The 14,333-nt window shown below is 52.9% G+C and carries 12 protein-coding genes; 7 read left to right on the top strand and 5 right to left on the bottom strand.

Translation table 11 applies throughout. From position 1 onward, the window contains the following. From caiD to caiT, 5 genes are all read right to left on the bottom strand, one after another. Nucleotides 1–786, bottom strand: a complete 786-nt coding sequence (gene caiD / locus FEK43_RS04755; RefSeq protein WP_130259614.1) for a crotonobetainyl-CoA hydratase — start codon at nucleotides 784–786, stop codon at nucleotides 1–3. A 109-nt stretch (nucleotides 787–895) separates the two neighbouring features. Continuing rightward, complete coding sequence (caiC, locus tag FEK43_RS04750; protein WP_135406081.1) at nucleotides 896–2,449, bottom strand: crotonobetaine/carnitine-CoA ligase; 1,554 nt, start codon at nucleotides 2,447–2,449, stop codon at nucleotides 896–898. Nucleotides 2,450–2,520: 71 nt separating this feature from the next. Next, nucleotides 2,521–3,738 (bottom strand): L-carnitine CoA-transferase, encoded by a 1,218-nt coding sequence (gene caiB / locus FEK43_RS04745; RefSeq protein ID WP_130204851.1) that lies wholly within the window; start codon nucleotides 3,736–3,738, stop codon nucleotides 2,521–2,523. A gap of 127 nt (nucleotides 3,739–3,865) precedes the next feature. Further along, on the bottom strand, nucleotides 3,866–5,008 hold the full coding sequence (gene caiA / locus FEK43_RS04740; protein WP_130217474.1) for a crotonobetainyl-CoA dehydrogenase: 1,143 nt from the start codon (nucleotides 5,006–5,008) through the stop codon (nucleotides 3,866–3,868). Between the two features lie 30 nt (nucleotides 5,009–5,038). Beyond that, nucleotides 5,039–6,553: an L-carnitine/gamma-butyrobetaine antiporter gene (caiT, locus tag FEK43_RS04735; protein ID WP_135406041.1), complete on the bottom strand. Its 1,515-nt coding sequence runs from the start codon at nucleotides 6,551–6,553 to the stop codon at nucleotides 5,039–5,041. Between the two features lie 472 nt (nucleotides 6,554–7,025). On the opposite strand from caiT, the gene FEK43_RS04730 reads away from it, so the two are divergent. From FEK43_RS04730 to kefC, 7 genes are all read left to right on the top strand, one after another. Continuing rightward, entirely contained in the window at nucleotides 7,026–7,796 is a 771-nt protein-coding gene (locus FEK43_RS04730; protein WP_135406042.1) for an electron transfer flavoprotein FixA, read from the top strand. A gap of 14 nt (nucleotides 7,797–7,810) precedes the next feature. Continuing rightward, on the top strand, nucleotides 7,811–8,752 hold the full coding sequence (locus FEK43_RS04725) for an electron transfer flavoprotein subunit alpha/FixB family protein (RefSeq protein ID WP_130204859.1): 942 nt from the start codon (nucleotides 7,811–7,813) through the stop codon (nucleotides 8,750–8,752). A 50-nt stretch (nucleotides 8,753–8,802) separates the two neighbouring features. Beyond that, on the top strand, nucleotides 8,803–10,089 hold the full coding sequence (locus tag FEK43_RS04720; protein ID WP_135406043.1) for an FAD-dependent oxidoreductase: 1,287 nt from the start codon (nucleotides 8,803–8,805) through the stop codon (nucleotides 10,087–10,089). Beyond that, nucleotides 10,086–10,373, top strand: coding sequence for a ferredoxin-like protein FixX (fixX, locus tag FEK43_RS04715; RefSeq protein ID WP_000203741.1), 288 nt, complete (start codon nucleotides 10,086–10,088; stop codon nucleotides 10,371–10,373). Before FEK43_RS04720 ends, fixX begins: the two co-directional genes overlap by 4 nt. A 58-nt stretch (nucleotides 10,374–10,431) precedes the next feature. Further along, entirely contained in the window at nucleotides 10,432–11,763 is a 1,332-nt protein-coding gene (locus tag FEK43_RS04710) for an MFS transporter (protein WP_130204863.1), read from the top strand. 110 nt (nucleotides 11,764–11,873) lie between these two features. Beyond that, on the top strand, nucleotides 11,874–12,404 hold the full coding sequence (gene kefF / locus FEK43_RS04705; protein ID WP_000600725.1) for a glutathione-regulated potassium-efflux system oxidoreductase KefF: 531 nt from the start codon (nucleotides 11,874–11,876) through the stop codon (nucleotides 12,402–12,404). After that, nucleotides 12,397–14,259, top strand: coding sequence for a glutathione-regulated potassium-efflux system protein KefC (kefC, locus tag FEK43_RS04700; protein ID WP_135406044.1), 1,863 nt, complete (start codon nucleotides 12,397–12,399; stop codon nucleotides 14,257–14,259). The genes kefF and kefC overlap by 8 nt, the downstream gene beginning before the upstream one ends. Nucleotides 14,260–14,333 lie beyond the last annotated feature (74 nt).

Genomic DNA, 14,333 nt, shown 5'->3' with positions numbered 1-14,333 from the left:
TTAACGTCCTTTCCACACCGGATCGCGCTTCTCGGCAAACGCCAGCGGCCCTTCAAGGGCATCTTCCGAATGCAGAACTGATGGGTAGTGTTTCAACACGCCGCTGCGAATATAGCGATACGCTTCTTCTACTGGCATTTCGCTGGTGGTGCGGTAGATCTCTTTCAGCGCCGCGATCGCCAGCGGGGCGCTGTCAACCAGTTGCTGCGCCAGTTCGCGGGCGTTATCCATCAGTTCCGTCTGGCTAACTACGCGGTTGACTATCCCCCAACGCAGCGCCTCTTCTGCGCCCATTCTTCTGCCGGTCATCACCATTTCATTGACGATGGCAGGCGGCAGGATCTTCGGCAGACGCAGCACACCGCCGCTGTCAGGAACGATGCCCAGTTTGGCTTCCGGCAGGGCGAAGCTGGCGTTATCGGCACAAACAATAAAATCTGCCGCCAGCGCCAGTTCGAAACCGCCGCCAAAGGCGTATCCGTTCACGGCTGCGATGACCGGTTTATCCAGATTGAAAATTTCGGTTAAGCCCGCAAAACCACCCGGACCAAAGTCAGCATCCGGTGCTTCGCCTTCTGCTGCTGCTTTTAAATCCCAGCCTGCGGAAAAGAATTTCTCTCCGGCACCGGTAATAATGGCGACACGTAATTGCGGATCGTCACGGAAATTTAGAAATACTTCGCCCATTTCAAAGCTGGTTTTCGCATCAATAGCATTCGCTTTTGGGCGATCTAGGGTAATTTCCAGAATTGATCCGTTGCGGGTCAGATGTAATGATTCGCTCATTCCTTTTCTCCATTTTTGCTTTTTCAGGGACGACAACGGCCCTGCAAAAAAATGCATATTATTGTTGAACGTGATTATTACCAGACAGAGTAGTACCCTGCTGTAGTGTTTATTTCAGCGCCTTTCTGATTATTTTCCCCGAGCAATTACGTGGCAGATCTTTTCTGATCTCCAGATAAGAGGGCACTTTAAATTTCGCCATATTCTGTTCGCAGAAGTTGAAGAATTCCTCTTCGCTCAATATTTCACCTTCATTCAGCACCACAAACGCTTTGATGGCTTCATCGCGAATCGAATCTTTAATACCAACAACCACGATGTCCTGAATTTTCGGGTGCGCGGCGATAATATTTTCCAGCTCTACGCAAGAGACATTCTCCCCACCGCGTTTGATCATATTGCAGCGACGATCGACGAAATAAAAAAAGCCCTCTTCGTCGCGGTATCCGGTATCGCCGGTATGCAGCCAGCCATCGGCTTCCAGCACTTTCGCAGTGGCTTGCGGGTTGAGAAAGTACTCTTTGAAGATGGTTTTTCCCGGTACGCCTTTAATGCAGATTTCACCGATCTCACCAGCTGGGAGCGGACGATTGTGATCGTCGCGAATCTCCGCTTCGTAGCAAAACCCCGCCCGACCAATCGACGGCCAGCGTCGTTTATCGCCAGGGCGATCGCCGATAATGCCAACAATGGTTTCCGTCATCCCATAAGAGGTCAGCAAGCGAACGCCGAAGCGTTCACAAAACGCATCTTTTTCCTGCTCCGACAGGTTGAGATAAAACATTACTTCCCGCAGATGGTGTTGCTGATCGCTCGCTGAAGGCGGTCGCACCATCAACGTACGGATCATCATCGGAATACATTCGGTAACGGTGGCGCGATACTTCTGTACCTGTCCCCAGAAGGCGCGGGCGCTGTATTTCTCGACCAGCACAAAGGTGGCTCCGGCAGAAAACGCCGCCATCGCCGCAGTACACTGGCAATCGATATGAAACGCAGGCATTACCGTCAGGTAGACGTCATCGTCACGCAGTGCGCACTGCCAGGCGGAGTAATATCCAGCGAAGCGCAGGTTGTAATGGGTAATCACCACCCCTTTCGGTCGGGAAGTGGTACCGGAGGTAAAGAGAATTTCCGCCGTATCGTCGGTCGTTAGCGGCGGTGCATAGCACAAGGTGGCAGGTTGTTGATTTTTCAGTTGAGTAAACGAACTCACACCATCATCAGCGGGAAGCGCCACATCTGTCAGGCAAATGTGCCGCAACTGAGTGGCATCTTCCTGCTGAATCTGTTGATACATAGGATAGAATTGCGCACTGGTCACCAGCAGGCACGCCTGGCTATTTTGCAGGATCCACACGCTTTCTTCGCGTAACAGGCGGGCGTTAATCGGCACCATAATCGCGCCAATTTTTGCCAGCCCGAACCAGCAAAAGATAAATTCCGGGCAGTTGTCGAGATGTAGAGCAACTTTGTCGCCTTTGCGAATCCCCAGCGTATAAAACAGGTTTGCCGTGCGGTTAATCTCCTGATTTAACTCAAGATAACTATACCGGTTAACGACTCCGCCGCTGGATTCACAAATCAGCGCCGTTTTATGACCGTAAACGTCCGCCAGATCGTCCCACATTTGACGTAGATGTTGTCCGCCAATGATATCCATTGCACCTCTATCCATTTTGTTCGTTTGTTATTGGCGGGCGCTAGTCAGGCAAGCCGACTGGCGCCACGCGTTTAGTCCTCAACTTTGGCCAGACCTTTGCTGACCAACTCCTGAATGTCGTTTTCGCTGTAGCCGATAGTTTTCAAAATGGCAGCCGTATCCATGCCATGTGATGGCATTCCGCGCCAGATTTGGCCTGGGTTATTTTTGAATTTCGGCATCACGTTTGGCCCTTTGCAGGTGCGACCATCCATCGTTTGCCACTGGGTGATTGATTCACGAGCCACATACTGTGGATTGCTTTCCAGTTCCGGTACGGTCAGCACTTTGGCGCAGGCGATATTCAGTTCAGCAAAGCGTTCTTTAACTTCCGCGATGGTGTGCGCCGCCAGCCAGGCATCGAGTTTCTCTTCTACCAGTGGTCCGTAAGGGCATTCGATACGGTGGATAAGCTGGGTGCCTTCCGGGATTTCCGGCGTACCGAGCAGATGTGCGAGGCCGATATCTTTAAAGCATTCTGCAATCTGAGTAATGCCCACCAGTTCCATCACGATGTAGCCGTCGGCGCATTTGTACAGACCGCAACCGGCGTAGTAGGGATCTTTACCTTTGGTCATGCGCGGGCACATTTCGCCGCCGTTGAAGTAATCCATCATGAAGTACTGGCCCATACGCAGCATCACTTCATACATGGCAATGTCGATACTTTCGCCTTTACCGGTTTCACGCACTTTATGCAGTGCTGCCAGCGCTGCCGTGGTGGCTGTCAGGCCAGAAAAGTAATCGGCGGTATACGGGAAGGCAGGCATTGGCTGGTCAACATCACCGTTCTGTATCAGATAACCACTGAAGGCCTGGGCGATGGTGTTATAGGCCGGAAGATTGGTGTACTCCTCGGTGCCGTACTGACCAAAACCGGACAGGTGAGCGATAACCAGTTTCGGGTTGTGCTGCCACAGGACTTCATCGGTAATGCCACGACGGGCAAAGGCCGGACCTTTACTGGCTTCGATGAAGATATCGGTGGTTTCCATTAATTTCAGAAACGCTTCGCGGCCTTCATCTTTGAAAATATTTAACGACAGCGCGTGCAAATTGCGACGAGAGAGCTGCGGGTAGTTAGGTTGAACGCGAATGGTGTCGGCCCAGGCGACGTTCTCGATCCAGATAACTTCCGCCCCCCATTCTGCGAACATTTGCCCGGCGAACGGCCCGGCGATTTCGATACCGGAGAAGACAACGCGCAATCCGGCCAGCGGCCCGAATTTCGGCATGGGTAGATGATCCATTATTAGCTCCTGAAAAATTGTGTAGCGCATGACTGCCGGATGCGGCGTAAACGCCTTATCCGGCCTACATTCGTGCTTCCGTAGACCTGATAAAACGCATCAGCGTCGCATCAGGCAGTGCACGGACTTAGCGGTATTGCTTCAGCACCGCACGACCCAGCGTCAGGATCTGCATTTCGTCAGATCCCCCGGAGACGCGGTCTACACGCAGGTCACGCCAGAAGCGGCTGATGCGGTGGTTGCCCGCAATCCCGACACCGCCCAGCACCTGCATTGCGCTATCCACCACTTCAAATGCCGCATTGGCGCAGAAGTATTTGCACATTGCCGCATCACCAGAGGTGATGGTGCCGTTGTCTGCTTTCCACGCTGCTTCATACAGCATGTTTTTCATGGAGTTTAATTTGATCGCCATGTGGGCGAATTTTTCCTGAATCAACTGGAAACGACCAATAGCCTCGCCAAACTGCACGCGCTGGTTGGCGTAGCGCGCCGCATCTTCAAAGGCGCACATCGCCGTACCGTAGTTGGTCAGGGCTACCAGGAAACGTTCATGGTCGAACTCTTCTTTGACGCGGTTAAAGCCGTTACCTTCCCGACCGAACATGTCTTTCTCGTCCAGTTCCACATCGTCAAAGGTGATTTCACAGCAGCTATCCATACGCAGACCGAGCTTCTCAAGTTTGGTCACTTTGATGCCCGGTTTGCTCATATCGACAAACCATTCGGTGTAGACAGGTTTGTCCGGAGAAGCCCCGTCGCGCGCCATCACCACGATGTACGGGGTGTAGGCGCTGCTGGTAATAAAACACTTACTGCCATTAAGATAAATCTTACCATCTCTACGGGTATAAGTCGTTTTCAGGCTACCCACGTCGGAGCCCGCGCCCGGTTCGGTAATCGCTGAGTTCCACATCTGCTTACCGGTACCACGAAACGCCATAATCTTGTCGATCTGCTCTTGTGTGCCTTCACGCAGGATGGTGTTAAACCCGCCAGGCAACTGATACAACACGTAGGTTGGCGCCCCCAAACGACCCAGTTCCATCCACACGGCGGCGAGGGTAACAAACCCCGCATCCAGACCACCGTGCTCTTCCGGGATCAGCAGGCTGTCGATATCCATATCCGCCAGTGCTTTGACAAAACGTTCCGGGTAGACGCTGTCACGGTCGCACTCGGCAAAATAGGCCTCCCAGTTTTCGCTGGCCATCAGTTCGCGGATACCGGCGACAAACAGTTCCTGCTCATCATTTAAATTAAAATCCATCTTTCAACCTCTTGATATTTTGGGGGTTAATTAATCTTTCCAGTTCTGTTTCGCGTCTTTAATAAAGGAGAGCGTCACCATAATGTTGACGAAGAACAGCGGGCATCCTCCGGCGATGATGGCGGTTTGAATCGGTTTCAGGCCGCCGAGCGCCAGCAGAACAATGCCGATAACACCAACCAACACTGACCAGCCGATACGCACCAGCAGCGGCGGCTCTTCGCCATCGCGTACTTCGCGGCAAGTGGACATCGCCAGGGTGTAAGAGCAGGCGTTAATTAGGGTAACGGTGGCAATAAAGCAGAGAATGAAGAAGCCCCACATGGTGGCAGTGCTGAGCGGCAGAGCGGCCCAGGTTTCGATGATGGCGCGCGCCACACCGTACTGTTCGATCAGGTTTGGAATGTTGATGATATTTTTATCCATCAACAGCAAAGTGTTACTGCCGAGTACGGTCCACAGGATCCAGGTGGATGCTGTCAGCCCCATCACCATACCGAAGCACAGTTCACGCACGGTACGACCACGGGAAATACGCGCCAGGAAGATACTCATCTGGATGGCATAAATTACCCACCATGCCCAGTAGAACACGGTCCAGCCCTGCGGGAAGCCGCCTTTGCCAACGGCATCGGTATAGAACAACATGCGCGGCAGATACATTAGCAACATTCCCACCGAGTCGGTGAAGTAGTTCATGATGAAGCTGGCGCCGCTGACGATGAATACCCAGCCAAGCATCAGGAAACTCAGATAGCTGCGCACATCGCTGGCGATTTTTACCCCTTTTTGCAGACCACAAGCGACGCAGATAGCGTTGAGGATGATCCAGCAGGTAATGATAATGGCGTCCAGTTGCAGGGTATGCGGAATACCAAACAGGTACTGCATACACTCGGTCACCAGCGGCGTGGCAAGACCCAGACTGGTGCCCATTGCGAAGATCAGCGCCACCAGATAGAAGTTATCGACGATAGTGCCAAACAAGCCTTTGGCATGTTTTTCACCGACCAGCGGCACCAGAGTGGAGCTGGGGCGAATCACATCCATTTTGCGGACAAAGAAGAAGTACGCGAAGGCGACGGAAAGGAAGCTGTAAGTGGCCCACGGTAGCGGTCCCCAGTGGAACAAACTGTAGGCCAGCCCCAGTTCTTTCGCGCCAGTAGAGTTTGGCGCTAAAGCAAATGGCGGTGTGGAGATGTAGTAGTAGATCTCAATCGATCCCCAGAACAGTACGGCGGCTGACGTACAGGAGGCGAACATCATAAAGATCCAACTGGCGGTGCTAAACTCTGGCGGTTCGTTACCTAAACGCTTTTTGGCATATGGGCCAAACACCAGCCAGAACCAGCCGAAAAGCATCACCACCATATACCATTCAAATGCCCATCCCCATACATTGGTGACGTAACTGAATACAGCATTAATAACGACATTCGCCGCATCCAGATCCCTTACGGTAAGCCAACAAAGTATGCCAGCGATTATTAATGGCGGAAAGAACACCTTCGGTTCTATTCCCGTTTTACTCTTTTCTTTTGTCATGAGTTAATTCCACTGTGAAAACGAATATTTATTTTGCGTTCCCGTTTGTTTTATTTTTGTTAACATTTAATATAATTATTATTAACCTCGTGGACGCGTTAATGGCTAACTCATAATGGGTATTCAATTGGCTGCATTCTGTGATGTAAGTCACAGTTTTTCATCGGGTAAAAACAGAGTGTCTTTGTGTAAATATCCATTATTAATCAATATGATGGATTTGATTGTGAGTAAAAAAATAGCATCTGACTTTCAATATTGGTGATCCATAAAACAATATTGAAAATTTCTCTTTGCTACGCCATGTTTTCAATATTGGTGAGGAGCTTAACAATATTGAAAGTTGGATTTATCTGCGTGTGACATTTTCAATATTGGTGATTAAAGTTTTATTCCCGAATTAAAGGACGTGATATCTGTAATTAACACCACCGATATGAACGACGTTTCCTTCATGATTTCTGGAGATGCAATGAAGATTATTACTTGCTATAAGTGCGTGCCTGATGAACAGGATATTGCGGTCAATAATGCTGATGGTTCGTTAGACTTCAGTAAAGCCGATGCGAAAATAAGCCAATACGATTTGAACGCTATTGAATCGGCTTGCCAGTTAAAACAGCAGGCGGCAGAGGCGCAGGTGACGGCCTTAAGTGTGGGCGGTAAAGCCCTGACCAACGCCAAAGGGCGTAAAGATGTGCTATCGCGCGGCCCGGATGAACTGATTGTGGTGATTGATGACCAGTTCGAGCAGGCACTGCCGCAACAAACGGCGACTGCACTGGCTGCCGCGGCACAGAAAGCTGGCTTTGATCTGATCCTGTGCGGCGACGGTTCTTCCGACCTTTATGCCCAGCAGGTTGGTCTGCTGGTGGGCGAAATCCTCAATATTCCGGCAGTTAACGGCGTCAGCAAAATTATCTCCCTGACGGCAGATACCCTCACCGTTGAGCGCGAACTGGAAGATGAAACAGAAACCTTAAGCATTCCGCTGCCTGCGGTTATTGCTGTTTCCACTGATATCAACTCCCCACAAATTCCTTCGATGAAATCCATTCTCGGCGCGGCGAAAAAGCCAGTCCAGGTGTGGTCGGCGGCGGATATCGGTTTTAACGCGGAGGTTGCGTGGTCTGAACAACAGGTTGCCGCGCCGAAACAGCGCGAGCGTCAGCGCATCGTGATTGAAGGCGACGGCGAAGAACAGATCGCCGCATTTGCTGAAAATCTTCGCAAAGTCATTTAATTACAGGGGATGCTATGAACACGTTTTCTCAAGTCTGGGTATTCAGCGATACCCCTTCTCGTCTGCCGGAACTGATGAACGGTGCGCAGGCTTTAGCTAATCAAATCAACACCTTTGTCCTCAATGATGCCGATGGCGCACAGGCAATCCAGCTCGGCGCTAATCATGTCTGGAAATTAAGCGGCAAACCGGACGATCGGATGATCGAAGATTACGCCAGTGTCATGGCTGACACTATTCGCCAGCACGGCGCAGACGGCCTGGTACTGCTGCCAAACACCCGTCGCGGCAAATTACTGGCGGCAAAACTGGGTTATCGCCTCAAAGCGGCAGTTTCTAACGATGCCAGCACCGTCAGCGTACAGGACGGTAAAGCGACGGTGAAACACATGGTTTACGGCGGCCTGGCAATTGGCGAAGAACGCATTGCCACGCCGTATGCGGTACTGACCATCAGCAGCGGCACGTTTGATGCGGCTCAGCCAGACGCGTCACGCACTGGCGAAACGCACACCGTGGAGTGGCAGGCTCCGGCTGTGGCGATTACCCGCACGGCAACCCAGTCGCGCCAGAGCAACAGCGTCGATCTCGACAAAGCCCGTCTGGTGGTCAGCGTCGGTCGCGGCATTGGCAGCAAAGAGAACATTGCGCTGGCAGAACAGCTTTGCAAGGCGATAGGTGCGGAGCTGGCCTGTTCTCGTCCGGTGGCGGAAAACGAAAAATGGATGGAGCACGAACGCTATGTCGGTATCTCCAACCTGATGCTGAAACCTGAACTGTATCTGGCGGTGGGGATCTCCGGGCAGATCCAGCACATGGTTGGCGCTAACGCGTCGCAAACCATTTTCGCCATCAATAAAGATAAAAATGCGCCGATCTTCCAGTATGCGGATTACGGCATTGTTGGCGACGCCGTGAAGATCCTTCCGGCGCTGACCGCAGCTTTAGCGCGTTGATCCACTCTGGCAGGGCTGCATTTCGGCCCTGCCGCTGACAGGGAGTTCTTATGTCCGAAGATATCTTTGACGCCATCATCGTCGGTGCTGGGCTTGCCGGTTCGGTTGCCGCACTGGTGCTCGCCCGCGAAGGGGCGCAAGTGTTAGTTATCGAGCGTGGCAATTCCGCGGGTGCCAAGAACGTCACCGGCGGGCGTCTCTATGCCCACAGTCTGGAACACATTATTCCTGGTTTCGCCGAATCCGCCCCCGTAGAACGCCTGATCACCCATGAAAAACTCGCGTTTATGACGGAAAAGTCAGCGATGACCATGGACTACTGCAATGGTGATGAAACCTCGCCATCCCAGCGTTCTTACTCCGTTTTGCGCAGTAAATTTGATGCCTGGCTGATGGAGCAGGCCGAAGACGCGGGCGCGCAGTTAATTACCGGGATTCGCGTCGATAACCTCGTACAGCGCGATGGCAAAGTTGTCGGCGTAGAAGCCGATGGCGATGTGATTGAAGCGAAAACGGTGATCCTTGCTGACGGGGTGAATTCCATCCTTGCCGAAAAGCTGGGGATGGCAAAACGCGTTAAACCGACGGATGTGGCGGTTGGCGTGAAGGAACTGATCGAGTTACCGAAGTCGGTTATCGAAGACCGTTTTCAGTTGCAGGGTAATCAGGGTGCGGCTTGCCTGTTTGCGGGTTCCCCCACCGATGGCCTGATGGGCGGCGGCTTCCTTTATACCAATGAAAATACCCTGTCGCTGGGGCTGGTTTGTGGTCTGCATCATCTGCATGACGCAAAAAAATCGGTGCCGCAAATGCTGGAAGATTTCAAACAGCATCCGGCCGTTGCACCGCTGATCGCGGGCGGCAAGCTGGTGGAATATTCCGCTCACGTAGTGCCGGAAGCAGGCATCAACATGCTGCCGGAGCTGGTCGGTGATGGCGTATTGATTGCCGGTGATGCCGCCGGAATGTGTATGAACCTCGGTTTTACCATTCGCGGTATGGATCTGGCGATTGCCGCCGGGGAAGCCGCAGCAAAAACCGTGCTTTCAGCGATGAAAAACGACGATTTTAGTAAGCAGAAACTGGCGGAATATCGTCAGCATCTGGAGAGTGGCCCGCTGCGCGATATGCGCATGTACCAGAAACTACCGGCGTTCCTTGATAATCCACGCATGTTTAGCGGCTACCCGGAACTGGCGGTGGGCGTGGCGCGTGACCTGTTCACCATTGACGGCAGCGCGCCGGAACTGATGCGCAAGAAAATCCTCCGCCACGGCAAGAAAGTGGGCTTCATCAATCTAATCAAGGATGGCATGAAAGGAGTGACCGTTTTATGACTTCTCCCGTCAATGTGGACGTCAAACTGGGCGTCAATAAATTCAATGTCGATGAAGAGCATCCGCACATTGTTGTGAAGGCCGATGCCGATAAACAGGCGCTGGAGCTGCTGGTGAAAGCGTGCCCCGCAGGTCTGTACAAGAAGCAGGATGACGGCAGTGTGCGCTTCGATTACGCCGGATGTCTGGAGTGCGGCACCTGTCGCATTCTGGGGCTGGGGTCGGCGCTGGAACAGTGGGAATACCCGCGCGGCACCTTTGGTGTGGAGTTCCGTTACGGTTGATGTCGGTTTGATACGTAACGCCGTACTGACTCTCATTGCAAAAAAACAGGAATAACCCATGCAACCGTCCAGAAACTTTGACGATCTTAAATTTTCCTCTATTCACCGCCGCATTTTGCTGTGGGGAAGCGGGGGGCCGTTTCTGGATGGTTATGTACTGGTAATGATTGGCGTGGCGCTGGAGCAACTGACTCCGGCGCTGAAGCTGGACGCTGACTGGATTGGCTTGCTGGGCGCGGGAACGCTCGCCGGGCTGTTCGTTGGCACATCGCTGTTTGGCTATATCTCCGATAAAGTCGGACGGCGCAAAATGTTCCTCATTGATATCATCGCCATCGGCGTGATATCGGTGGCGACGATGTTTGTCTCATCCCCCGTCGAACTGTTGGTGATGCGGGTACTCATCGGCATTGTTATCGGTGCAGATTATCCCATCGCCACCTCAATGATCACCGAGTTCTCCAGCACCCGTCAGCGGGCGTTTTCCATCAGCTTTATCGCCGCCATGTGGTATGTCGGCGCGACCTGTGCCGATCTGGTCGGCTACTGGCTTTATGATGTGGAAGGCGGCTGGCGCTGGATGCTGGGCAGCGCAGCGATCCCCTGTTTGTTGATTTTGATTGGTCGATTCGAACTGCCTGAATCTCCCCGCTGGTTGTTACGCAAAGGGCGAGTGAAAGAGTGCGAAGAGATGATGATCAAACTGTTTGGCGAACCGGTGGCTTTCGAGGAAGAGCAGCCGCAGCAAACCCGTTTTCGCGATCTGTTTAATCGCCGCCATTTTCCTTTTGTTCTGTTTGTTGCCGCCATCTGGACCTGCCAGGTGATTCCAATGTTCGCCATTTACACCTTTGGCCCGCAAATCGTTGGTTTGTTGGGATTGGGTGTTGGCAAAAACGCGGCGCTGGGGAATGTGGTGATTAGCCTGTTCTTTATGCTCGGCTGTATTCCGCCGATGCTGTGGTTAAACACTGCCGGACGGCGTCCATTGTTGATTGGCAGCTTTGCCATGATGACGCTGGCGCTGGCGGTTTTGGGGCTGATCCCGGATATGGGGATCTGGCTGGTAGTAATGGCTTTTGCGGTGTATGCCTTTTTCTCTGGCGGGCCAGGTAATTTGCAGTGGCTCTATCCTAATGAACTCTTCCCGACGGATATTCGTGCTTCAGCCGTGGGCGTGATTATGTCATTAAGCCGTATTGGCACCATTGTTTCGACCTGGGCGCTGCCAATCTTTATCAATAATTACGGTATCAGTAGCACCATGCTGATGGGGGCGGGGATCTCGCTATTTGGCTTGTTGATTTCCGTAGCGTTTGCCCCGGAAACACGTGGGATGTCACTGGCGCAGACCAGCAATATGACGATTCGCAGGCAGCGAGCGGGGTAATTTATTCAGATTTCTCTCTTTTCTGAATCAATATTATTGACTATAAGCCGCGTGAATATATGACTACACTTTGTGGGAAAACAAAGGCGTAAACACGCGGGCTAATAACTATGATCCTCATAATTTATGCGCATCCGTATCCGCATCATTCCCATGCGAATAAACGGATGCTTGAACAGGCAAGGACGCTGGAAGGCGTCGAAATTCGCTCTCTTTATCAACTCTATCCTGACTTTAATATCGATATCGCCGCCGAGCAGGAGGCGCTGTCTCGCGCCGATCTGATCGTCTGGCAGCACCCGATGCAGTGGTACAGCATTCCACCGCTCCTTAAACTTTGGATCGATAAAGTCTTCTCCCACGGCTGGGCTTACGGTCATGGCGGCACGGCGCTGCATGGCAAACATTTGCTGTGGGCGGTGACGACCGGCGGCGGGGAAAGCCATTTTGAGATTGGTGCGCATCCGGGCTTTGATGTGCTGTCGCAGCCGCTACAGGCGACGGCAATCTACTGCGGGCTGAACTGGCTGCCACCGTTTGCCATGCACTGCACCTTTATTTGTGATGACGAAACCCTCGAAGGGCAGGCGCGTCACTATAAACAACGTCTGCTGGAATGGCAGGAGGCACATCATGGATAGTCATACGCTGATTCAGGCGCTGATCTATCTTGGATCGGCGGCGCTGATTGTACCCATTGCGGTACGCCTCGGTCTGGGATCGGTACTTGGCTATCTGATCGCCGGCTGCATTATTGGCCCGTGGGGGCTGCGACTGGTGACCGATGCCGAATCTATTCTGCACTTTGCTGAAATCGGCGTGGTGCTGATGCTGTTTATTATCGGCCTCGAACTCGATCCACAAAGGCTGTGGAAACTGCGTGCGGCGGTGTTCGGCGGTGGCGCATTGCAGATGGTGGTTTGCGGCGGCCTGCTGGGGCTGTTCTGCATGTTACTTGGACTGCGCTGGCAGGTAGCGGAACTGATCGGCATGACGCTGGCGCTCTCATCAACGGCGATTGCCATGCAGGCGATGAATGAGCGCAATCTGATGATGACGCAGATGGGCCGCAGTGCCTTTGCGGTGCTGCTGTTCCAGGATATCGCGGCGATCCCGCTGGTGGCGATGATCCCGCTACTGGCGGCGAGCAGTGCCTCGACGACGATGGGCGCATTTGCCCTGTCGGCGTTAAAAGTGGCGGGCGCACTGGTGCTGGTGGTACTGCTGGGGCGCTATGTCACGCGTCCGGCGCTGCGTTTTGTTGCCCGCTCTGGCTTGCGGGAAGTGTTCAGCGCCGTGGCGTTATTCCTCGTGTTTGGCTTTGGTTTGCTGCTGGAAGAGGTCGGCTTGTCGATGGCGATGGGCGCGTTTCTGGCGGGCGTACTGCTGGCTAGCTCGGAATATCGTCATGCGCTGGAAAGCGATATCGAACCGTTTAAAGGTTTGCTGCTGGGGCTGTTTTTTATCGGTGTTGGCATGTCGATAGACTTTGGCACGCTGATTGAAAACCCATTGCGTATTGTCATTTTGCTGCTTGGTTTCCTTATCATCAAAATCGCCATGCTGTGGCTGATTGCCCGACCGTTGCAGGTGCCAAATAAACAGCGTCGCTGGTTTGCGGTGCTGTTAGGGCAGGGCAGTGAGTTTGCCTTTGTGGTATTTGGCGCGGCGCAGATGGCGAATGTGCTGGAGCCGGAGTGGGCGAAATCGCTGACCCTGGCGGTGGCGCTGTCGATGGCGGCAACGCCGATTCTGCTGGTGATCCTCAATCGCCTTGAGCAATCTTCTACTGAAGAGGCGCGTGAAGCCGATGAGATCGACGAAGAACAGCCGCGGGTAATCATTGCCGGATTCGGTCGTTTCGGGCAGATCACCGGACGTTTACTGCTCTCCAGCGGGGTGAAAATGGTGGTGCTCGATCACGATCCGGACCATATCGAAACGCTGCGTAAATTTGGTATGAAAGTGTTTTATGGCGATGCCACGCGGATGGATTTACTGGAATCTGCCGGAGCGGCGAAAGCGGAAGTGCTGATTAACGCTATTGATGATCCGCAAACCAACCTGCAACTGACGGAGATGGTGAAAGAACATTTCCCGCATTTGCAGATTATTGCCCGCGCCCGTGATGTCGACCACTACATTCGTTTGCGTCAGGCAGGCGTTGAAAAGCCGGAGCGTGAAACCTTCGAAGGTGCGCTGAAAACCGGGCGTCTGGCGCTGGAAAGTTTAGGTCTGGGGCCGTATGAAGCGCGAGAACGCGCCGATGTGTTCCGCCGCTTTAATATTGAAATGGTGGAAGAGATGGCAATGGGCGAAAACGATACCAAAGCCCGCGCGGCGGTCTATAAACGCACCAGCGCGATGTTAAGCGAGATCATCACCGAGGACCGGGAACATCTGTCACTCATCCAACGGCATGGCTGGCAGGGTACTGAAGAGGGGAAACATACCGGTAATATGGCGGATGAACCGGAAACGAAACCCTTATCCTAATAAAGAGTGACGTAAATCACGCTTTACAGCTAACTATTTGTTTTTATTTCATTGTATTGCGGCGAGTCCACGAA

Source organism: Escherichia sp. E2562, from assembly GCF_005781075.1.
Classification (GTDB): domain Bacteria; phylum Pseudomonadota; class Gammaproteobacteria; order Enterobacterales; family Enterobacteriaceae; genus Escherichia.
The sequence above is the reverse complement of the archived record's forward strand: the minus strand, read 5'-3'. Positions and strand labels throughout refer to the sequence as shown.